21 protein-coding genes and 1 other annotated feature are annotated in these 21,146 nt (G+C 35.3%); of the genes, 16 read left to right on the top strand and 5 right to left on the bottom strand.

The window, feature by feature from the left end; all coding sequences use genetic code 11:
• Positions 1 to 134 precede the first annotated feature (134 nt).
• From RBQ61_RS14585 to RBQ61_RS14560, 6 genes are all read left to right on the top strand, one after another.
• A complete protein-coding gene (locus tag RBQ61_RS14585) occupies positions 135 to 1,049 on the top strand; it encodes an LD-carboxypeptidase (protein ID WP_308137948.1) in 915 nt (304 codons plus the stop codon).
• 195 nt (positions 1,050 to 1,244) lie between these two features.
• Positions 1,245 to 2,498, top strand: coding sequence for a UDP-N-acetylglucosamine 1-carboxyvinyltransferase (murA, locus tag RBQ61_RS14580; RefSeq protein ID WP_308137947.1), 1,254 nt, complete (start codon positions 1,245 to 1,247; stop codon positions 2,496 to 2,498).
• A complete protein-coding gene (locus tag RBQ61_RS14575) occupies positions 2,488 to 3,372 on the top strand; it encodes a radical SAM protein (protein ID WP_308137946.1) in 885 nt (294 codons plus the stop codon). Before murA ends, RBQ61_RS14575 begins: the two co-directional genes overlap by 11 nt.
• 182 nt (positions 3,373 to 3,554) lie before the next feature.
• Positions 3,555 to 4,271 carry a pseudouridine synthase gene (locus tag RBQ61_RS14570; RefSeq protein WP_308137945.1) on the top strand — a complete coding sequence of 239 codons (717 nt, stop codon included), beginning with the start codon at positions 3,555 to 3,557 and terminating at the stop codon, positions 4,269 to 4,271.
• A gap of 17 nt (positions 4,272 to 4,288) precedes the next feature.
• Entirely contained in the window at positions 4,289 to 5,077 is a 789-nt protein-coding gene (locus RBQ61_RS14565; RefSeq protein WP_308137944.1) for a sugar phosphate isomerase/epimerase, read from the top strand.
• Between the two features lie 82 nt (positions 5,078 to 5,159).
• On the top strand, positions 5,160 to 5,741 hold the full coding sequence (locus tag RBQ61_RS14560) for an SGNH/GDSL hydrolase family protein (RefSeq protein WP_308137943.1): 582 nt from the start codon (positions 5,160 to 5,162) through the stop codon (positions 5,739 to 5,741).
• 28 nt (positions 5,742 to 5,769) lie between these two features.
• Here RBQ61_RS14560 and RBQ61_RS14555 read toward each other — a convergent pair whose 3' ends face one another.
• A complete protein-coding gene (locus tag RBQ61_RS14555; RefSeq protein ID WP_308137942.1) occupies positions 5,770 to 7,047 on the bottom strand; it encodes a homoserine dehydrogenase in 1,278 nt (425 codons plus the stop codon).
• 493 nt (positions 7,048 to 7,540) lie between these two features.
• Entirely contained in the window at positions 7,541 to 8,095 is a 555-nt protein-coding gene (locus RBQ61_RS14550; RefSeq protein WP_308137941.1) for a pyridoxamine 5'-phosphate oxidase family protein, read from the bottom strand.
• Positions 8,096 to 8,511: 416 nt separating this feature from the next.
• Between RBQ61_RS14550 and RBQ61_RS14545 the strand changes: the two genes are divergently transcribed.
• Complete coding sequence (locus RBQ61_RS14545; RefSeq protein ID WP_308137940.1) at positions 8,512 to 9,762, top strand: diguanylate cyclase; 1,251 nt, start codon at positions 8,512 to 8,514, stop codon at positions 9,760 to 9,762.
• Between the two features lie 8 nt (positions 9,763 to 9,770).
• Here the strand turns inward: RBQ61_RS14545 and RBQ61_RS14540 are convergent, their stop codons facing one another.
• A complete protein-coding gene (locus RBQ61_RS14540; RefSeq protein WP_308137939.1) occupies positions 9,771 to 10,829 on the bottom strand; it encodes a hypothetical protein in 1,059 nt (352 codons plus the stop codon).
• Positions 10,830 to 10,916: 87 nt separating this feature from the next.
• Positions 10,917 to 11,879, bottom strand: coding sequence for a D-2-hydroxyacid dehydrogenase (locus tag RBQ61_RS14535; RefSeq protein ID WP_308137938.1), 963 nt, complete (start codon positions 11,877 to 11,879; stop codon positions 10,917 to 10,919).
• Between the two features lie 236 nt (positions 11,880 to 12,115).
• Here RBQ61_RS14535 and RBQ61_RS14530 point away from each other — a divergent pair, with 236 nt between their 5' ends.
• From RBQ61_RS14530 to RBQ61_RS14490, 9 genes are all read left to right on the top strand, one after another.
• Positions 12,116 to 13,036 (top strand): S-layer homology domain-containing protein, encoded by a 921-nt coding sequence (locus tag RBQ61_RS14530; RefSeq protein ID WP_308137937.1) that lies wholly within the window; start codon positions 12,116 to 12,118, stop codon positions 13,034 to 13,036.
• Positions 13,037 to 13,150: 114 nt separating this feature from the next.
• On the top strand, positions 13,151 to 13,885 hold the full coding sequence (locus RBQ61_RS14525; RefSeq protein WP_308137936.1) for a zinc dependent phospholipase C family protein: 735 nt from the start codon (positions 13,151 to 13,153) through the stop codon (positions 13,883 to 13,885).
• Positions 13,886 to 13,957: 72 nt separating this feature from the next.
• The gene (locus tag RBQ61_RS14520; protein ID WP_308137935.1) at positions 13,958 to 14,926 is read left to right on the top strand and encodes a D-glycerate dehydrogenase; all 969 of its coding nucleotides are present in this window, start codon (positions 13,958 to 13,960) and stop codon (positions 14,924 to 14,926) included.
• 77 nt (positions 14,927 to 15,003) lie between these two features.
• Entirely contained in the window at positions 15,004 to 15,456 is a 453-nt protein-coding gene (locus RBQ61_RS14515; protein WP_308137934.1) for a YgaP-like transmembrane domain, read from the top strand.
• A gap of 184 nt (positions 15,457 to 15,640) precedes the next feature.
• Positions 15,641 to 15,872, top strand: a binding site (T-box leader).
• Between the two features lie 114 nt (positions 15,873 to 15,986).
• Positions 15,987 to 17,150, top strand: a complete 1,164-nt coding sequence (locus RBQ61_RS14510; RefSeq protein WP_308137933.1) for a hypothetical protein — start codon at positions 15,987 to 15,989, stop codon at positions 17,148 to 17,150.
• Between the two features lie 70 nt (positions 17,151 to 17,220).
• A complete protein-coding gene (locus RBQ61_RS14505; protein ID WP_308137932.1) occupies positions 17,221 to 18,024 on the top strand; it encodes an electron transfer flavoprotein subunit beta/FixA family protein in 804 nt (267 codons plus the stop codon).
• Position 18,025: 1 nt separating this feature from the next.
• Positions 18,026 to 19,039 (top strand): electron transfer flavoprotein subunit alpha/FixB family protein, encoded by a 1,014-nt coding sequence (locus tag RBQ61_RS14500; RefSeq protein WP_308137931.1) that lies wholly within the window; start codon positions 18,026 to 18,028, stop codon positions 19,037 to 19,039.
• 61 nt (positions 19,040 to 19,100) lie between these two features.
• The gene (locus RBQ61_RS14495; protein ID WP_308137930.1) at positions 19,101 to 20,480 is read left to right on the top strand and encodes an FAD-binding oxidoreductase; all 1,380 of its coding nucleotides are present in this window, start codon (positions 19,101 to 19,103) and stop codon (positions 20,478 to 20,480) included.
• 127 nt (positions 20,481 to 20,607) lie between these two features.
• Complete coding sequence (locus tag RBQ61_RS14490; protein ID WP_308137929.1) at positions 20,608 to 20,781, top strand: DUF1540 domain-containing protein; 174 nt, start codon at positions 20,608 to 20,610, stop codon at positions 20,779 to 20,781.
• Between the two features lie 49 nt (positions 20,782 to 20,830).
• On the opposite strand, the gene RBQ61_RS14485 is transcribed toward RBQ61_RS14490, so the two are convergent.
• Complete coding sequence (locus tag RBQ61_RS14485) at positions 20,831 to 21,052, bottom strand: hypothetical protein (RefSeq protein WP_308137928.1); 222 nt, start codon at positions 21,050 to 21,052, stop codon at positions 20,831 to 20,833.
• Positions 21,053 to 21,146 lie beyond the last annotated feature (94 nt).

Raw genomic sequence — 21,146 nt, 5'->3', positions numbered from 1 at the left:
TAAATAAATCTACTGGTTTTTATGGAATTAATTTATCTGCTTTTGAACTGTTAACTGCAGTTGCTGTAACAAATATAATGTTTGGATAATTTAAGCATATAATAAAATAATCATAAAAAAATTAGGAGTTAAATATGATATTTCCAGAAAAATTAAAAAAAGGAGACAAAGTTGCAATCGTTGCCCCGTCTTCTCCTGTCACACAACAAGAGGCGGATCACAGTAGAAAATTCTTGGAGAATATGGGATACAAGGTAAGAATGGGCAGGTCCACATATAAAAGCCTTCACGGTTATAAGGCAGGAACAGGAGAGGAAAGAGCTCGTGATATAAACGAAATGTTCTCGGACAAGGAAGTAAAGGCCATATTTTGTATCAGAGGTGGAGATACCAGCAGCCATGTTATTGATAAGATTGATTTAAATATAGTGAAGAACAATCCAAAAATATTCGTAGGATACAGCGACGTTACCAATTTAAATGTATATTTCAACCAAAAGGCAGATATGGTGACATTTCATGGCCCAATGGTAAAGTCAAATATGATTAACGATTTTGACGACTTTTCAAGGGAAAGCTTCAAAAATGCAATTAATATGGGAGATGAGCTTTATTTGAAGAATCCGGAAGGTCAGGATTTCAGAGTTATATGTGACGGGACGGCTGAAGGAACTATTGTTGGAGGAAATCTTTCTTTATTAACATCTATGATCGGAACCCCATATGAGATAGACACAAAAGATAAAGTTCTGTTTTTTGAAGATATACATGAAAATATCACAAAGGTTGACAGAATGCTGTATCAATTAAAATTTTCAAATAAAATAAACGATGCTGCTGCAATTATTATAGGTGATTTTTTAGAGTGTAAAAATCATCGTGATCCTTCCTATGGAATCGATGATTTGATGAAAGAATTCTTTGAAGGACTTAGCAAACCTGTTATGTACAACATAAAATGCGGGCATTGCATTCCTACGTCTACGATACCATTAGGTACAATGTGTGAGGTAGATAGTCTTAATAAAACAATTAAATTTAAAAAATAAATTAGCATACGCTGCTATTTGTTTTAATGTTTTGCTCTGTTAATAAATATGAAGTTATTTTTAAAATAAAGTTAAATATTTTTCAATTGAAATATTTTTGAATTAATGATATTATGAACAAGTCAATTTGATTACTTTATTAATTATTGAAAAATAATTGATTTTCATTATATAATTCAGGTTTTAAGGAGAAAAATGGAACGAATATTGGTAAAAAAAAGCCTTGGGCTTAATGGTAATATAAGAGTGGATGGTTCAAAAAATTCGATTTTGCCGATTTTGGCGGCAACGTTATTATCACAGGAAGATTGTATAATTCATGACATTCCTAACCTTGAGGATGTTAAAATAATGTGTATGCTCCTCGAGGAACTGGGAGCTAAAATAGAAGAGCTCGGAGAAAGTACGCTGAAGGTTTCGGCAGAAAATATAAAGACGTGTGAAGCGCCCTATGAACTGATTACTAAAATGAGGGCTTCTTTTCTTGTTATGGGTCCGCTTTTGGCAAGATGCCAGAACGCAAAGGTATACATGCCCGGAGGATGCGCAATAGGAACAAGACCGATTGATTTGCATCTAAAGGGATTTAAACACATTGGTGCTGAAGTTAGATCAGAAAGCGGATATGTGCATGCAACAGCAGAAAAATTGGTTGGAAATGATATATATTTAGATTTTCCAAGTGTAGGGGCTACTGAGAATATTATAATGGCTGCAACACTGGCAGAAGGTGAAACTGTGCTTGAGAATGCTGCTGAAGAACCAGAAATAGTAGATTTAGCAAATTTTATAAACAGTATGGGCGGCAATATAATTGGTGCAGGAACAAAGACAATACGAATTAAGGGTGTGAAGAAGTTACATAAGACGGAGCATACCGTTATTCCTGACAGAATCGAAGCCGGAACATATATGCTTGCGGCTGCATCAGCAGGAGGGGATGTAACAGTAGAAAATGTTGTCCCAAGCCATCTGCAACCGGTTATTGCAAAGCTTAGGGAAGCTGGCGTGAAGGTTGTGGAATTTGATGACAAAATAAGAGTGATTTCTGATAGAAACATTAAGCCTGTTGATATAAAAACCCTTCCTTATCCGGGATTTCCGACTGATATGCAGGCTCAGTTCATGGTTATGCTCTCAATGGCTGATGGTACAAGCATAGTGCATGAAACAATCTTTGAAAATAGGTTTATGCATGCCAATGAACTTTCAAGGATGGGTATGGATGTTAAAATAGAGGGGAGCAGCGCAATACTAAAAGGCAGAAGCATGCTTAGCGGAGCAAAGGTCAAAGCTACGGATTTGAGGGCTGGAGCCGCACTTATAATAGCAGGGCTTATTGCTGATGGAGAAACTGAAATTACAGAAATATATCATATCAAAAGAGGATATTCAAATATAGTGGAAAAACTTCAAAACATTGGAGCAGCTATTAGATATGAGAAATAGGAGTGAGGAAATGTATTCAATGCCTTTATTCAGACCGCCAAGTGAGGCGAGGAGTCTTATAATACAAATTACGGAAGGATGTTCGCATAATAAGTGCAGGTTTTGCTATATGTATAAGCACAAGCAGTTTAGATTGAAGTCGTGGCAAGAGATTACAGAGCATATTGCTGCTCTCAAATCTTATTACCATGAACCTGAAAGAATATTTCTTGCTGACGGAAATGTGCTGTGTTTAAAAACTGAGGAACTTATTAAACTTTTAGAATATATAAAAAGAGAATTCCCGTATGCTCAAAGGATAAGCTCGTATTCTGGACCGCTTGATTTAATACGTAAAACAGACGAAGAGCTAAAGCTGATACGCGAAGCAGGCTTGGAGCTCCTATATATGGGTGTTGAAAGCGGATCTGACAGAGTTTTAACAATAATGCAAAAGGGTGTAAGTCAGAAGCAGATGATAGAAGCGGGACAAAAAGCAATGAAGGCAGGATTTAAATTTTCATGCATGATTATTTCAGGGCTTGGAGGAACAGAACATATGAAAGAGCATGCGTTGGATTCCGCTAAGGTAATATCGGCAATTAACCCTAATTATTTCTCGCTTTTGAGGCTTGTTGTTGAAGAAGACTCAGATCTGGCTGAAGACATACGGCAGGGGAAATTCCATCTGCTTACACCGTTGCAGATACTGGATGAAAATATTATGATGCTTGAAAATATGGAACTGGATAACTGTATATTCAGAGCAAATCATGTTTCAAACTATGTCAATCAGGCTGGAGTTCTTAATAAAGATAAGGATGCACTGATTGAGAGGTTAAAGAAATTTAGAAACAGCAGCAACTTTATACCCATGGGAAACGATCGGCTTTAAATTATATGGTATGATATTTGTTAATTGAAACAAATATCATACCATTTTTGATATCTAGGTATATGTAATAATTTTGAAGCCATATGTGCGTTCTTGCATATGTATTGATACTAAATTATTATTGACATTGACACTGTTTTTTAGCATGTTATAATACTATAAAAGGAAAACAAGAGGTGTGTATGAAGCTTCGAATAGATAAAATGCTTTCTAACATGGGATTGGGATCAAGAAAACAAATTAAGCAGGATGCAAGAAATGGTTATATTAAAATAAATGGCAAAACAGAAAAGGACAGTTCCAGAATTATTGATTCTGACAAAGATTTAGTTAATTACAAGGGTCAGACGGTTAAATATGTGCAGTACATATATTTAATGATGAATAAGCCCGGTGGAGTTGTTTCAGCAACAGAGGATAATTATGACAGTACTGTTTTGGATTTGCTTGACGATGAAGATAAGGTTTATAATCCATTTCCCGTGGGAAGACTCGATAAGGATACTGAGGGCCTGCTTCTTTTGACAAATGACGGGCAGCTTGCCCATAACCTTCTCTCACCTAAGAAGCATGTGGATAAAACATATTATGCCGAAGTTGAGGAAGAATTGACAGAAAAGGATGTTAAAACATTTGAGGAGGGAGTAATCCTTACAAATGAAAATTATAAAACATTGCCTGCCAAACTTGAAATAATTGAGTCCGGGTACCCATCAACATGCTATGTCACAATCAAAGAAGGGAAGTTTCATCAGGTCAAAAGGATGTTTAATGCAATAAAAAATGAAGTGATCTATCTAAAAAGAATTTCAATGGGCCCTATCAAGCTTGATGAAAGCCTAAGTCTGGGGGAATACAGACATTTAACAGCATATGAATTAAGTTCACTTCTACACTAAAAACAGGAGTGGGAAAAATGAAAATTGGAATGCCGGCATTAGTAGAATATAATACTTTAAGTGAGCTTGTGGATTTGTGCTTAAAGCTTGGATTGAATTTCATAGAGCTGAACATGAATTTGCCATATAATTTTATAGAAAGAATAGCTCCTGAAGAATTAAGAAAAATTAAAAGAGAGACAAAAATTGAATTTACCATGCATATGCCTGACGATGCAGATTTAGGAACATTTTATGAGAGTGTCAGGAAAGGATACGTATCGTTGTTCAGTGATACAATTGACTGGGCTGAAGAAGCAGGGGTTGAATTATTAAATATGCACATAATAGAAGGTGCGAAAATGACTTTACCGGACAGGAAGGTATATATTTATGAACAATATTCGGAGGAATTTCAAAATAATTTTGTTAAATCTATTAAAACCCTTTCTGAAAGAGCAAGAGGAAAGAATGTTCTCCTTGCAATAGAAAACAGCAGTAATTTTGGCAAGAGTCATATTCAGAAAGCATTGGATAAATCAATACTTTATCCTAATGTTAAACTGACGTGGGATATAGGGCATGATGCTGTAAGCAATTTTACCGACAAACAGTATCTTATGAATTATAAAAATGAAATATGTCACATGCATATGCATGATGTTATAGGCAAAAAGGATCATCAGTCTTTATTCGAGGGAGACTTAAACATATGTGGATTTTTAGAATTTGCGCAGACAAGAAATATAAGGGCTCTTGTTGAGGTTAAAACTTCTGAATCTCTAAAGAAATCCATTAATTCATTATTGGAAAGAAAAATTATATAGTTAGCAATGCAGTTGAAATTAGTGCAGAGATAGTAGGGCATACTGATAGAAATAATGTTGATGAAATGAAAGGAATATAAGCATGAAGATTGTATGTTTGGGTGACAGTCTGACATATGGCTACGGAGTAAGAAGGTCAAGGTCTTGGACTAAATTATCACAGGAAAAGCTTGGAATTGAAGTAATGAATGAGGGAATTAACGGAGATACAACAAGCGGTATGCTGAGCAGATTTCATAGTGCGGTATATGCTAAAAAGCCTGATGCAGTTCTGATAATGGGCGGAGTAAATGATATGATTGTTGGAGCAGATTCGGGAAATGTTAAGTCAAATATAATGGCGATGGCTCACCAGTCTATTTCAAAGTACATAGATCCCATCGTAGGAATTCCCACAAGAATTTATCCTGAAAATGTGAGAGAGGACTGGGCTGGATTTTCGGATTTCGAGAAAGTTGCCAATGAAATGAATACACTTCGGTCTTGGACTAAAGAGTTTTGCAGGACGTTTAATATTAAATATATAGATTTTTACAGCGAATTTGAAAATGAGGCCGGCGGCAACACAAAAGAATTATATCTAGACGGACTTCACTTTAACGAAAAGGGAAATGAAATAATGGCAGAAATATTTTGCCGCTCGATAAGTTCATTTAAAAAATAAGGAGTGCAATTTTGCACTCCTTATAAAATTATTTAAAGTTTTCAACCAGCATTATGCTTGCAATTTTGGTTACACAATCGTAATTGCTAATTTCTTCAAGTGCAGCATCTATATTTTTTCGTTCAGTTTTATGAGTAATAAATATAAGTGGTGCAGTAGAGTCACCGTTTTTTTGTCTCTGAACTACCGATGCAAGGCTGATGCCGTTTTTTCCAAATATTTCGGCGATTCTCCCTAACACACCCGGCTTATCTATAACTTCAAAACGTATATAGTATGGCTTGCACGCTCTGTTAACAACTATATTTGATGATAATTTCTTTGGTGACCGTCTTTCAGTATTATTACGTTTTATTATACTCATTATATCGCCAAGTACAGCGCTCCCTGTTGGCAATGACCCTGCACCTTTGCCATAAAGCATAAGCTCCCCTATTGCGTTGCCTTTTAAAAATACGGCATTAAATTCATTTTTAACTGTTGAGAGAGGATGATCATGCGGTATAAATGCAGGATGAACTCTAAGCTCTACTTCGTTGCCATTTTTCACGGCAGAAGCAAGTAGCTTAATTTCATATCCCAATTCTTTCGCGTAGCTGATATCTTCCTTAGAAATTCTTTTGATTCCCTCTTTAGGTATATCGTTAATATTGACTCTTTGTCCAAAGGCAATAGTTGACATGATTGCTATCTTATAAGCAGCGTCATCACCGTCCACATCGGAAGAAGGATCTGCTTCTGCAAAGCCAAGATCTTGGGCTTGCTTTACAGCTTGTTCGTATTCAAGGCCATTTTCAGACATTTGAGTAAGAATATAGTTTGTGGTTCCGTTTATGATTCCGACTATCTGGTTTATTTCATTTGAAGAGAGATAATCGGACATAGTATTAATTATTGGGATGCCGCCGCCGACACTGGCTTCATACATTAATTCAACATCATTATCATCAGCCAGCTTTTCAAGTTCATCACCATATGTAGCTAAAAGAGCTTTATTAGCTGTAACAACATTTTTTTTATTTTTCAGAGCAGCTTTTATATATTCATAGGCAGGATTTATTCCTCCAATAAGCTCAACAATTATCTGAACATCTGGATTTTCAATTACTTCATAAGCATCTGTAGTGTATATATCTGCAGAAAGATTTGAGTTTCTTGATTTATTCTTATTCTTAACCAATACCTTTTCTACGGTTATTTTTTTATTCAAATTTCCTGTAATTTTTGAGCCGTTCATATCAAGTATGTTTATTAGTCCTGTTGCAACAGTGCCCATTCCTAAAATTCCTAATTTTATTTCTTCCATTGCGTTCCTCCTAGCTGTTTTCAAATTAAAAACAATTGTGTCTTGTTTAAATACTACACCAATATATCACAGCTTTTAATCAAGTTCAATAAAATAATTATAATTTTTCAAATTTTTTTGAAATATGACAATTATTTTATTGAACAAGTTTCGATTGGGAACAGAAAATATAAATAGCACCCGATTTTCTTTTTTATTCAAAAATCGAGCGCTATTTATTAGGATTTTCTAGTTCGAAGCCTGTTGGAATCACCCCTTTCATACTTCCCTATTTAACTGTTTAGCTGCCACATACAAGTCTATATATTTCATTTGCCGATATTTTTTAACTGCTGTTTGAGCTTTCATATAGAAATGCTCCCATCTTCAATATTGTTACAGTATATCACTATCAAATTACTAATAGATTTTGTGTTTTTGTATATTTCAGCTAACTTAAGTTGTATTAATAATATACCCATAAGTATTTACCTTAAACACTAAACAATATAATTTATTCTACTCTGCCGAATTTCATTTCGATTCCGTTCTTATCAAACTTCTTTCTTTTACCTGTGATAGTATCTATATCAATTCTAATAACATTTGTTATATCAATACTCTTACTTACATATGCTTCAAAATACGGCATGTCCAAAGGGGTGTATTTTTCACTTATAAGCCTGAGCCCCAACATCTTTTCGTCCTTATCATTAATTTCGCATGCTGTTCCGAATACAACGGCAGATTCAAATTCCGTTGTAAATCTTGTTTTAATAAGTTTGTCCGAGTCCTCAACAGATGACTTGTCATTAAATTCTACTGGAACATGCACATCTCCCACGAATGACATGCATACCTTTGAATTATGCTTTATATTGATAACTTTTGTTCCTGTTTTTGCACAATGAATATATATTGTATCACCTTTTCTTGCCGCGGAAACGGGGATGCAATAAGGGGTCCCGTCTTCGTTTACGGTTGCCAGCGTAGCATACTCTGATTTATCTATTATTCCAAGTGCAAATTCCTTTTTCATTTCTCGGTCTTTTCTTCTCATTTGATTCATAGTTTCCTCCTGTATTGTCTGGATTAAATTATACTTCAAACTTATATCCCATGCTTCTGCCAGTTGAAATTAGGCATCTGAAAGTGTTTCCTATGTAAGCATGATATTTCTTTTGTATATGTTAATTATATTATAACATGCTTTTATAGTATATAAATAATAAAAATTATTTATCATAGAATTGTAATGAAGAGGGCCAAAACATAAGAACCATATCATTTATGGTACAAATACAAGATGGAAAATATAAAGTTGTTTGGCCTTTAGATATTCAAGAAAAAGAGCCTCAGATTTTAGGGGGAAATCTGAATTAACAAACTAGAAATTTACACTAAATATATAATTTTGTGTTTTGTTTTGTAAAATTTTGTTATATAATAAAAATAATATATTTTATGAAAATTTATGGTGGGGACATGCGAAACAGAAAGAGTATATTGTTAGTTGAGGACAGTCATTTTATTGCAATGGTTGTGGGAGGTTTTCTCAAAAAATATGGGTTTGATATTTATAATACTGTTTCAGGTGAAGAAGCAGTAGAAAAAGCGTGCGGGGAACTGCACCCGGATTTAATTCTTATGGATATTGAACTGGCAGGTAGAATGAACGGAATAGAGGCTGCGCGTGCAATCATCAAATGTAAGGAAATACCGATTATTTTTCTTACTGCTAATGCAACAGACGAAATTATTGAACAGATAAGAAATGTTAATGCATATGGTTTTATAGAAAAAGGCATGGACAATGCTGCCCTTTTGGCAACAATAGAAATGGCACTAAAGCTTCATTCTGTTAAAGAAGAAATAAAAGAAAAAGAAACTATTTTGAATGCTGTAATTAATTCGGTGCGCGATGCGATAGTCATGGTTGACAGGAATGGCGCTGTAACTTTGTGGAACCCTGCTGCGAACCAACTTTTCGGATATACAAAAGAAGAGATGATCGGAAAGGACCTTCATAAGGTTATGGGCTTAAGTGAATTAAGTTACAACAGATATAAAGTTAATTTTGAAAAGCATATAGTTCTTGATGATTATGAAGTGACTAAAGAGCTTAAGGCTTTTCACAAGGATGGTCACGAGTTTGAGGTCGAAATTTCCATATCCAGCCTTAAAATAAAAGATGAAAATTATTTTGTAGGAATTGTACGTGATATAAGCGAGAGGATTCGTGCAAGGGAAGAGCTTGAAAAGTTATGTGTTACTGATTTTCTTACAAATACATACAATAGAAGATATTTTATCGAAAAGCTTGAAGATGAGATTGAGAGAGCAAAAAGAACGGGAAGAGAATTTTCTCTTGCAATGCTTGATATAGACAGATTCAAAAGCGTAAATGATCGTTTTGGTCATAGCGTTGGAGATTTGGTTTTAAAAAGTATTGCCGATCTTATAAAAAAAAGAATACGAAGTGTAGACTGTCTGGCACGCTGGGGAGGAGAAGAATTTGTCATACTGCTCGTTGATACACCAATTGAAAAGGCGTATGGTATTTTGGAGGAACTTCGACTAGGAATAAGTAAAATAAAAATTACGGGAGTAGACAGCTTTACAGGAAGTTTCGGTGTTGCCGGATACATTGAAGGAGATACATCTAATTCAATTATTATGCGGGCAGATAAAATGATGTATCAGGCAAAGGCTGACGGGCGTAATTGTGTTCGCTGATATGCCTTTTAAACTTTCCCTCGAAACTTTATTGCAATAAGACACAATAACAGCATAATTCCAACATATCCGATTAAAGGATATAAAAACTTCACAAGGTTTGAAAATCCGAACTGGCTTGCAAGTAATGCAGCTATGGTAATTATTAAGATAATTATAATATTGCCGGATGAAAATTCCTTTATGTCGGTTATTCGGGATACAAATCCATATAGTGAGCCGACTGCGGTAGTATAAATTTCGGCTATTAATACTATTGCATAGCACGTTTGAGCTATATTACCCATTTTACCTGAAATGTAAACCATGGGTACTTCGAGGGAAGATGCTTCTGCAATATTTCCTATCAAAGACAAATATATCATGGCAGCTCCTATGCCGAGCCCTAGACCGCCAAGAACAGCCCCTTTTTTCACAGCCTTTTCATCTATAGCTGCATGCCCTAGAGAGCCTAGGACGGCTACAGATAGAATTATGTTATATGAAACATACAACACAGATGATAAAGCCCAATTGCTTATAAGGTTGTTATCTGCAAATAAAGGGACTGAAGCTGCCAAGTCGGGAGGAGATTCTAAGATAGAAAATATACTTGTGCCGATGACAGCTGCAAGCAAAAACGGCACAACAAAACTTATTGAATTAATAACACCGTTTATTCCTGTTAACACTGTTGCAGCAGTAAGTACTGACATCAAAATATTTCCCCACAAAGCAGGCATATTAAACTGTTGTGCAAATAAAGCTCCGGTGCCGGCTATCATTGCAGAAAATGATCCAAAAAGAAAGAATGTAATTATGAAGTCCATAATGGTTCCTAATTTTCCCCCACCTATGTGCCTTACTATTTCCAGATGAGATTGTGCATTAAGTTTTCTTCCCAGACTCATTATGATATATCCGAATATAATGAACATTATTGTGGCAGATGCAAGTCCGAAGATTCCCAATGCTCCAAATCTAGTAAAGAATTGAAGTATTTCCTGGCCGGTTGCAAAGCCGGCGCCAACAACAGTTCCGATATATGTGGCTGCAACCTTTGATGGGGATACACCTTTTCTGTTCACCGCAACACATCCTTTCAATCTATATAGATATTGTATTAGAGAACATGTATTATATTACATTCATTTTAATAAGATATTTCCTATGCATTATTGTCGGTTCACCACGTTAATAGGATTTCCGTCAATAAATTTGCTCAAGTTTTTTACAGCTAAGTCCATCAGCCTTCTTCTTGATTCGATTGGTGCCCATGCAATGTGAGGTGTTAAGATAATATTTTTAGCCGTCAGCAGCGGATTATCGTTTTTTATTGGTTCAGCAGAAACGACATCGCATGCTGCAGCAGCTACTTTTCCGCTGTTTAAGGCATCTCTTAGATCTTCTTCAACAATCAGAGGACCTCTTGACGTATTAATTATAATTACGCCATCCTTCATTTTTGCAATAGTATCCTTGTTTATGATTCCATGTGTAGAAGGGGTAAGCGGGCAGTGAAGTGCCACAACATCAGATTCTCTTACCAATGTTTTAAAGTCAACATATTTACAATTTTCATTTTCCAACGAAGGATCAGGGTGATTGGCATTTGCCAGTATTTTCATACCGAGCGCCTGTGCGATCTGACCTGTTTTTTGGCCTATTCGTCCGTATCCTATAATTCCCATTACTTTACCTTCCAGTTCTGTAAGGCGATAGTTCCAGAAGCTCCAGTCATTGCTTGCTGTCCAGTCTCCGTTCATGACTGCTCTGTTATGCTCGCCTATATGGTGGCATATTTCAAGCAATAACGCAATAGTAAATTGTGCTACTGCCGCTGTTCCGTAAGAAGGTATGTTTGTAACAACAATATTATTTTCTGTAGCAGCATCTACATCTACAATATTATAGCCCGTTGCAAGAACACCAATATATTTAATGTTTCCGCATTTTTCTATAGTTTCTCTTGAAACAGGAGATTTGTTTGTAAGAACAATTTCAGCCGATCCTATTCTTTCGGCTGTGAGATCCACAGGTGTCCTGTCATATATGTCTGCATCACCAATTCTTTTTATTTCATCCCAGGACAAGTCTCCCGGGTTTGTGGTATATCCATCTAAAACAACTATTTTCATAAGTACCTCCTATGTACTATTTTAAACATTATATTAAATATTGCTGGGCTTTGCAAGATAACCAGATACTTGTCATGTAGAATGCCAATATTATAAAAAAATTGTCAGATAAACAGACTAATTTTTTCAGATGGTGGTAATTATTTTTATAACTTACATATTTAGTGTTTTGACTTTCAATGTTGAACGTGCGAAAATAAGAATAAATTAGATAGATTGTTTGTAAGGGGACATAAATGATTAATAGAAAATTTATGATGTTAATAGGAACAGCCATGATTGTATTATTAATGTTAACAGCTCCTGCTTTTGGATTTGATTATACTGATCATTGGGCTGGAGAAACTATACAAAAATGGTTTAATGAAAAAAGAATATCAGGGTATGAAGATGGTTCTTTCAAACCGAATAATTCTATAACTAGAGCTGAATTCATTACCATGGTAAACAAAGCATATGGTTTTGAAGAAACTGCAGAAGTAGAATTTAATGATATTGACGGGAGTGAATGGTATTACTTAGAAATACAAAAGGCTGTTAAGGCTGGATATATTGTGGGAGATGATAATGGAGAAGTAAGACCTTCAGATGAAGTATCAAGACAGGAAGTTGCGGCTGTTATCTGCAGAATAAATAACATTTCAGGCAGTAGAGATGTATCTGTGTTTTCAGACAAGAATTATATTGCTGAATGGGCGATTGATTACGTTGGTGCAGTTGCAAGTAATGGATACATGATCGGAGATAACGATAGTAACTTTAATCCTAATAATTACATAACGAGAGCAGAAGTGTTGGTAACATTAGACAGATCGATAAATAGGGATGTTGAATATGCCGTAATATCTGAATTATCAATAGAAGGTGCAGAAATGAACCAGGCTTTTGATGAAGAAAAAACTGTATATAATGCAAATGCATCACAAGATACTTCAAAGATTGTATTTGTAGCTGACACGGTGAAAGGAACGGTAATTAATTTTGATTCGGATACAGAAGGTTCAGAAATAATTGTGAGTACAGCATCAGATATAGAAGGTGGTATTGTTTGTACGGCAGAAGTCAAGCTGGCTGAATTGGAAAGTACGGTTGTTAAAATAACAGTGTCCAAGGAAGGAATTCAAGACAGAACATACTCAATAACAATAAACAAATAAAAACAATAATTAAGAATTTTTTGTAAATGCGGAAAATTCTTTTTTGATTATATTAGAGGATAATAGAAAAAAACATGAACAAAATAATCATAAATTAACATATGGAAGGCAGTTATGGGAGCTATTGAAAAATCATACGGATATTTGTACAAAAAGGTAGTTAAGGCAGTCAATCCTTTAAAAAAGAAAGTTGTAAAAACAGAATGCATAGTACATAAATTTATAAACAATCAGGCATTAGAAATATTAAAAAAAGACGGGCATGAAAATATTTACAGGATGCTGAGCAAGTATGCTGTAAATATAAATGAAGGGGTTGTATGGGCTGATCAGGATTTTAAAAGCAGTAATCATTTTTTTAACCCTAATACTAAAAGAGGGTTGTATGGAAACAGCAATGCAAAAATAGAATGCCTGTCATATTATAACAGAGCAATAAGGGAATATATGGCTGGGGATGTGAAAACTGCAATGTTTTTTCTTGGAGCATCATGTCACCTTATACAGGATTTGACTATTCCTCAGCATGCTAATGTGGAACTTTTGCACAGCCATCGATCTTACGAAAACTGGGTTATAAAAATGTACAATAAGCATCAGAAATTTAAAGTTGAAAAAGGGGGAATATATCTAAATACGGTTGAGGGGTATATATTTTTTAACACTAAAAAAGCGCTGGAGACATATCGTAAATATTCCTGCATTAATAATGAACATATAAGATTCAATAAAATTACTTCCATAGTGCTGGTTGTAGCTCAAAAGACAACAGCAGGTTTAATGCATAATTTCTTTTATGACATACAGAGGTTGACCGCACTTAATATGCGGAGAAGCTTTATCAAATAAATTTGCCAAAATATTGAGAAAATTACATTAAAATGTTATAATAAGCTACATTAAAATCATAAGGGGTGGACGATGAAACCAAAGGTATATATTGCAAAAAAAATACCACATTTTGTGGAAGAGTACATAGGACAGCACTGTGATTACGAAAAGTATGAGGGAAACGGCATAGAAAGCTACGACGAACTTATTGTTAAGCTTAAAGACAAGGAAGGGCTGCTTACGGTAGGTACAAGGGTAGATGAAAATTTTCTTGAACATGCACCTAAGCTGAAGGTAGTCAGTAATATTTCTGTAGGTTACAATAATTTTGATATACAAGCCATGAAAAAAAGAAATATTATTGGTACTAATACTCCTGGCGTTCTTAATGATACTGTTGCTGATTTGGTTTTTGCACTTATTCTTTCAACTGCCAGAAAAGTTGTACAGATGGATAGATATGTAAGAGAAGGAATGTGGAACTCGGCTGAATCTGAAGAAATGTTTGGAAAAGATGTTCACCATGCGACCCTGGGCATCATAGGAATGGGAAGAATAGGAGAAGATGTGGCCAAAAGAGCACGTTACGGATTTAATATGGATGTATTGTATTACAACAGGTCAAGAAAGATTGAAGCTGAAAAAACAATGGGCGTAAAGTATGCAGATCTTAACATGCTTCTCCAAAAAAGTGATTTTATTTTGATAATGACAGCCTTGACAGATGAAACTTATCACATGATTGATAAAGAGCAATTTAACATGATGAAGGACGATGCTATATTTATTAATGCGTCGAGAGGATCAACCGTAAATGAAAAAGCATTAATAGAGGCACTGAAAAATAAGAAAATATTGGGAGCAGGTCTCGACGTATATGAACAGGAACCAATTGATAAATGCAATCCTCTGCTTAATATGGACAATGTTGTTTTACTTCCTCATATAGGGTCTGCCACAAAAAAAACTAGGGATGATATGGCAATGCTCGCAGCTCAAAATCTGGTTAAAGCGCTATTTAAAGAAGTTCCGCCAAATGTAGTGCCTGAGCTGAAGTAAAAAAGGATTTTTATGGCAGAAATATACGCGTATTTTATCTTTTTTTCGTAGAATACTACGTAAAAAGGAGTGATTATATGAAAAAAATATTTCCACCTACAACAAAAAGAATAGCATTAAATACAAATTCAGCCACAAATGCAAATATAAAAAATAATACATTAAGAAGGATAAACATATATAAAAACAGCAGTGACAAGATATTGTCTGACAACATTGATAAGTTAAATAGCGAATGGGACATAGACAGGATTATCGAAGTACGTGCAGCAAGTATAGTTCTTGCAAGCACTATTATAGGACTAACAACAAATAAAAAATATTGGTTTATGCTTTCGGGAACAGCAGGTTTATTTTTGATGCAGCATGCTTTGCAAGGATGGTGCCCTTCTGTTCCTATAATAAGGAAATTGGGAATCAGAACTTCTGAAGAAATAAATAATGAAAAAATCGTATACAAGATGTTGAGAGATGACTTTTCTGTAAAATCAGCAAATGTTGAAGAATTGCACAGCGTTGCTGAAAAATAATAAATTTATTTAATCGCCGGTATCGATATATGACTTTTACATAAAAACCCACAGGGAACCTGCAAGACTGGAGAAAATTAAAATGTCAGCTTGCGGGTTCTTTTTAAATTAATTTTAATAATAATAAAAAAACATATTGACAAACAAAAGCAAATGAATTATTATTACAAATATCAAAAAAATATTATATGCGTTGAAGCAGAGAAAGATATTTTAGTCGTTTACAGAGAGTCGGTGATGGTGTGAACCGGTAGCGGAAGAAATATGTAATATTCACTGTTGAGCATGTCTGTTCAAAGGGGAACCGAGTAGACGGATGCGTGAACTCACGTTACAGAGTTAGAAGTTGTTAGACTTTGAAGTGATGATATTTATATCATAATAAGGGTGGTACCGCGGAATCTTTCGTCCCTATAAGCACAGTTGAATTCAAATGTGTTTATAGGAATGAAAGATTTTTTTTATTCAATATATAGACTTTGGCCAAAGTTATTATATAAATTTATAAATTTAAATTAGAGGAGCAATAAATGGATATCAATTTGGGAGACAAGGAAAACATCACACAAAAAAAGCGAAAGTCTATAGTACCGACATTCATAGGTATTGCTGCTGTGTGGTTCGGAACACATGTGGGTCCTGGTGTGGCATCAGGAAAACAGGTGGTATCATATTATGCAGCTTATGGTAAACTGGGCATATTTACACCTATAATAGCAATGTCATTGCTGGCATTGGCAATATATTTTGCATTGGAATATTCAAGAGTGAACAAGATACATGATTTTAAAACTTTTACAAATAAGTTTTTTCATCCCTACGAAAAATTATTCAGTACTTTTTTTGAAATCTGCTTTCTCGTGACATGTCTTTTGGCGCCTGGGCTTTGTATTGCAACAAGTGCCAAGCTGCTTGAGCAGTTTTTCGGACTGAGTATGTGGACAGGTACAATAATATTGGTTATAGTTTCGGTTGCGCTTGTTATTTATGGTGCAGAGCTGGTTAAAGCAGCATCTACAGGACTTACACTTGGAATTCTTGTTATACTTGCAATCATAGTTACACTTGGGATAAAGCTAAGCAGCGGAACTATCGCATCTAATTGGGCATCTACATCTTTTTCAGACTTCCACATTGTAGGAGGCATTTGGATTGCAATTTCTTATGCGGGGTTTCAGTCAACTGGCATAATAGGGAACTGCATATCGGTATCTGAAGGTTTGGATTCAAGAAAAGATTCCATGAAGGCGGCGGTGCTTGGAACGGTTTTGAATGGATTAATGCTGGCTTTTATAGCGCTTGTTAACTACGGATTTCAGCCGGAATCAATTAATAGTCTTCTTCCTAATTTCTATATAGTACAGCAGCTGGGAATGCCCGTTCTTGAGAGTGTATATGTATTGTTTGTTGTTATGGCTTCAGTGTCAACGATAATTACTTTTGCTTTTTCACTTGTAGTAAGGTTTGGAGGAAAGCAGATCCTTGTAAGAAATATAAAATCCGAAAGGAGCAGAAATTTGTTTATAGTTCTGGTAATGTTGATTTTGGATGTCATTGTTGCCAGCTTTGGAATAGCTCAGATAATTAATGTGGGATATAAGTACCTTGGATATTTTTCAATATTTGTAGTAATGTTTCCGTTCATTGTTGTTGGAATAAAAAGAAATAAAGAGATGAAATTATTAAACAAGTAAATCAGTTTCAGGAGGAATTTTTTGATAGTTTAGAGATTCCTTCCTGATAACTATACATCGGGAGGTTCAAATGAAAATAATAGTACTAGTAAAACAAGTACCTGATATGGAAAAGGTCAGATTTGACAGAGAAAAAGGAAGAATTGACAGATCTTCGGCGGGCACAGAAATTAATCCCTTTGATCTTAATGCGCTGGAGGCTGCGCTTCAAATTAAGGAAAATATAAATGCCAGCATTACAGCACTGACAATGGGACCTCCTCAAGCTGAAGAAGCATTGAGAGAAGCAATTGCACGAGGCGCAGATGAGGGAATTCTTCTTACAGACATGAAATTTGGCGGATCAGATGTAAAGGCCACATCGTGTATACTGTCTTCTGGTATTAAAAAAATAGGGGAATACGATTTAATAATTGCTGGCATACAGACTGTTGACGGAGATACCGGTCAGGTAGGACCTGAGATTGCAGGTTATCTAGGAATACCCCATATAAGCAATGTTGAGTTAATAGAAAGGTGCTCCGAAAAAAGCATAGAAGCTGTAAGTGCAGTTTGGGAAAGTCGGTATTTAAAAAGAGGAGCTTATCCCATATTGCTGACTGTAACAAAAGACGTAAACAGTCCCAGACTTCCGTCATTTAAAAACAAAATGAAAGCACGCAAGGCTGAAATAGTCAAATGGAGCTATGAAGATATAAGTGAGTTTATTAATAAAGACAAAATAGGAGCTAAAGGTTCACCCACAAAGGTGAAGAAAATAGAAATGCCTCCTGAATCAACCAGAGAAGGCAGATTATATTCCGAATGTGATGAAAAGGTAGTAACGGATATATTAAACGTTTTAAAAGAAAGAAAGATTCTTAAGGAGGCATAACATGACAGAAAAGCAATATAGCGGAGTATTAATTTTTGCCGAACAGAAAAACAAAAAAATTCATAAGATTTCATATGAGCTTCTTGGGAAAGGAAGATTATTGGCTGATGAGCTCAAATGCAATCTAATTGCATTGATAATGGGACCGGGGGAAATAGATGTTCAAGAGCTCATATACAGAGGAGCCGACAAGGTATACCACATATCAGATGAAGAAATTTTCAGCATACCTGACGAGGTGTTGTATGCAGAAAATGCAGTCCACCTAATAGATGAAATAAAACCTGAAATTTGTCTGTTCGGTGCAACGGCATTTGGCAGAAGCCTGGCTCCTAGAATCGCAGCGTTGACAGGTACAGGTTTGACCGCAGATTGCACAGATTTAAGAATAGATGATGATAAAAAATTAATACAGATCAGGCCGGCATTCAGCGAAAATATTCTGGCTCACATAAAATCTGATGCATATCCTCAGATGTCGACGGTAAGATACAGAGAATTCAATGAAGCAATACGTGATGAGAATAGGAAAGGCGATGTAGTTGTTGCTGAACCGGTTAAATCGGTTCAAAATGCAGTTGAAATATTAGAAGAAATTGAGAAGGACAGTATAAATATAGCTGATGCAAATGTTGTGGTTGCCGCAGGAGCATCTGTAAAAAACTCAGAGGATCTTAACATGATTAAAGAGCTTGCAGAACTGCTGGGAGGAGAGGTAGGAGCATCAAGAGCATTAGTTGAATCAGGAATAATATCAAAAGAGCACCAGGTAGGATACAGCGGAAACCGAGTGAAACCTGCGGTTTACATTGCTTGTGGAATATTAGGCGCGCCGCAGCACATTGCAGGAATGAAGGAATCAGGAATTATAATTGCAATAAATAATGACCCATCAGCGCCAATATTCAATATTGCTGATTATTCGATTGTAGGAGATATGTATAAAATAGTGCCGGAAATTATAAATGCGCTAAGAGATAAAGGAATTCATACCAGCCTTTCAGGCTCGGAATAATATAAATAAACGTGGCAAGTAAACTTTTAATTAATACGATGGATATTACTGGAGGAAAAAAATGGATCAAAAAATCATAGAAAAAATGCATGAAATTGTGGGAGAAACTTGGGTTGTAACTGATACGGAAAAAGTTACTGTTTATTGTGAAGATCAAACTGAAAAGGCTGTTATGCCAAAGGTATGTACAGACTGTGTGGTTGCAAAGCCTTCGTCTTCAGAAGAAGTATCTGAAATACTAAAATATGCCAACGAAAATAAAATCCCAGTTATAGCGCGTGGAGGAGGAACTTCACTTTCAGGAGCTGCAGTTGCAATTATGCCTAGTATAATTATCTCAACAGAAAGAATGAATAAGATAATAGAAGTTGATGAAACTGCCTTGACTGTTGAATGTGAAGCAGGAGTGACGCTGCTTCAGCTGGTTGAGCTGTTCAGCAAGCATGAAAGTTTATATTTTCCTATACATCCTGGTGATGAGGGAGCTCAAGTAGGAGGACTTGTTGCAATGAATGCTGGTGGCGTAAGGGCCGTAAGGTACGGGGTAATGAGAGACCAGGTAAAAGAAATTGAGGTTGTGCTTCCAACTGGTGAAATTATTCATTTCGGTGGAAAGCTCATAAAAAACAATGCTGGGTTGGATTTGAAAAACCTAATTATAGGAAGTGAGGGAATATTGGGGATAGTTACAAAAGCAACATTATCTCTTAAACCTAAAGATAAATATACCGGAAGCCTTTTAGTGTCATTTAATGATGAAAGTGATGCGGTTAAATCTGTAACTGAAATTTTTAAAAGAGGAATCAGACCTTTGGCGGTGGAATATATGGAGAAATCATCTATTTTGAGAGCAGCAAAGGATATTGGAATGACATGGCCTTCAAAGGAAGGTAAAGTTGACTTGTACTTTATTGTTTCAGAGAGAAAAGAGGACGACCTTTATGACATGTATGAAACGATAGTAGGTATATGCGAAGAAAATAATGCAGCTGATAGTTTTGTAGCTGAAAGCACAAGAGATCAAAAAACCATATTGGATATAAGAAGCCATGTTTATCCCAGCATGCATGATGAGATGGTGGATGCTATAGATGCTGCGGTTCCAATCAGCGAATTGGTGAAGTATGTAAATGGAATTGCATTTATAGCGGAAAAGTACAATGTAGAAATTTCAACCATAGGACACATTGGTGACGGTAATATGCACAACAGCATTCTTAATAAGGGAGCAGTTAAGCCTAGTAATTATGATGAATTGGTAGATGAAATTTTTTCTCTTATTATTGAGTGCAATGGAGCGCTAACAGGAGAACATGGCATAGGAAAAGTTAGAAATAGCAAACTAAAATTTCAGTTCTCTGATGTGGAGCTAAGATTAATGAATGATATTAAAAAGATTTTTGATCCGAACGGAATTTTAAATCCGGGAACGGCTCTATAATGTTTTAATTAAAAAATTGCTTTAATTTCCAAAGTTTTAAAAATTTTAAATTTATAAATGGTGTCAAAAAGGTCATAATAATTGAAGAAAGTTTTATAAAACTTTTAAATAAAAAAAGGAGAACATTATGGAATTTAAAGCACAAAAAATGGATCACCACAACCCGGGCGTGAAATGTGTTGTTAACACATGTCATTATTATGCACAGGGAGATTATTGTAATGCTGACAGAATTGAGGTTCATCACCGCAATGCAAAAAACTCTCAGGAAACAGACTGTGCAACATTCTCTCCTAAATGAGTATAAAATGAGTATAAAAAAAGCGACGGGTAAATCCGTCGCATTACTTTTAACATCTTCTGCAGCAGCATGGACAACAGCAATGGCAGTTATTATTTCCGTTATCTCCGGCATCTTCAAGCAATTCTTCAAGACATTCATAAACGAAGTCACATCTTCTTCTTCCATTGTTATCCGATGCTTCCTCTAATAACTCCAGCAAACACTCATATACAAATTCGCAGTTTCTTCTTCTGCCTGTTCCAGCTACATTATTATTGTTTAAACCCATAAAAACACCTTTTTCTATTTAATTTAGGGGCAAGCCTAATTATATCTTATTCCTTTATGTTCAATGTGTGACTACATGTCCGTTTTTATAAATA

Origin of the sequence: Sedimentibacter sp. MB35-C1 (assembly GCF_030913635.1) — a bacterium.
GTDB lineage: Bacteria > Bacillota > Clostridia > Tissierellales > Sedimentibacteraceae > Sedimentibacter.
This window is presented reverse-complemented; position numbering and strand designations above follow the sequence as displayed.

What these genes read in the sequence shown, in the direction of transcription:
- RBQ61_RS14585 (WP_308137948.1), top strand. Translation starts at nt 135, where the DNA reads ATGATATTTCCAGAAAAATTAAAAAAAGGAGACAAAGTTGCAATCGTT.
- murA (WP_308137947.1), top strand. Translation starts at nt 1,245, where the DNA reads ATGGAACGAATATTGGTAAAAAAAAGCCTTGGGCTTAATGGTAATATA.
- RBQ61_RS14575 (WP_308137946.1), top strand. Translation starts at nt 2,488, where the DNA reads ATGAGAAATAGGAGTGAGGAAATGTATTCAATGCCTTTATTCAGACCG.
- RBQ61_RS14570 (WP_308137945.1), top strand. Translation starts at nt 3,555, where the DNA reads ATGAAGCTTCGAATAGATAAAATGCTTTCTAACATGGGATTGGGATCA.
- RBQ61_RS14565 (WP_308137944.1), top strand. Translation starts at nt 4,289, where the DNA reads ATGAAAATTGGAATGCCGGCATTAGTAGAATATAATACTTTAAGTGAG.
- RBQ61_RS14560 (WP_308137943.1), top strand. Translation starts at nt 5,160, where the DNA reads ATGAAGATTGTATGTTTGGGTGACAGTCTGACATATGGCTACGGAGTA.
- RBQ61_RS14555 (WP_308137942.1), bottom strand. Translation starts at nt 7,047, where the DNA reads ATGGAAGAAATAAAATTAGGAATTTTAGGAATGGGCACTGTTGCAACA.
- RBQ61_RS14550 (WP_308137941.1), bottom strand. Translation starts at nt 8,095, where the DNA reads ATGAATCAAATGAGAAGAAAAGACCGAGAAATGAAAAAGGAATTTGCA.
- RBQ61_RS14545 (WP_308137940.1), top strand. Translation starts at nt 8,512, where the DNA reads ATGCGAAACAGAAAGAGTATATTGTTAGTTGAGGACAGTCATTTTATT.
- RBQ61_RS14535 (WP_308137938.1), bottom strand. Translation starts at nt 11,879, where the DNA reads ATGAAAATAGTTGTTTTAGATGGATATACCACAAACCCGGGAGACTTG.
- RBQ61_RS14530 (WP_308137937.1), top strand. Translation starts at nt 12,116, where the DNA reads ATGATTAATAGAAAATTTATGATGTTAATAGGAACAGCCATGATTGTA.
- RBQ61_RS14525 (WP_308137936.1), top strand. Translation starts at nt 13,151, where the DNA reads ATGGGAGCTATTGAAAAATCATACGGATATTTGTACAAAAAGGTAGTT.
- RBQ61_RS14520 (WP_308137935.1), top strand. Translation starts at nt 13,958, where the DNA reads ATGAAACCAAAGGTATATATTGCAAAAAAAATACCACATTTTGTGGAA.
- RBQ61_RS14515 (WP_308137934.1), top strand. Translation starts at nt 15,004, where the DNA reads ATGAAAAAAATATTTCCACCTACAACAAAAAGAATAGCATTAAATACA.
- RBQ61_RS14510 (WP_308137933.1), top strand. Translation starts at nt 15,987, where the DNA reads ATGGATATCAATTTGGGAGACAAGGAAAACATCACACAAAAAAAGCGA.
- RBQ61_RS14505 (WP_308137932.1), top strand. Translation starts at nt 17,221, where the DNA reads ATGAAAATAATAGTACTAGTAAAACAAGTACCTGATATGGAAAAGGTC.
- RBQ61_RS14500 (WP_308137931.1), top strand. Translation starts at nt 18,026, where the DNA reads ATGACAGAAAAGCAATATAGCGGAGTATTAATTTTTGCCGAACAGAAA.
- RBQ61_RS14495 (WP_308137930.1), top strand. Translation starts at nt 19,101, where the DNA reads ATGGATCAAAAAATCATAGAAAAAATGCATGAAATTGTGGGAGAAACT.
- RBQ61_RS14490 (WP_308137929.1), top strand. Translation starts at nt 20,608, where the DNA reads ATGGAATTTAAAGCACAAAAAATGGATCACCACAACCCGGGCGTGAAA.
- RBQ61_RS14485 (WP_308137928.1), bottom strand. Translation starts at nt 21,052, where the DNA reads ATGGGTTTAAACAATAATAATGTAGCTGGAACAGGCAGAAGAAGAAAC.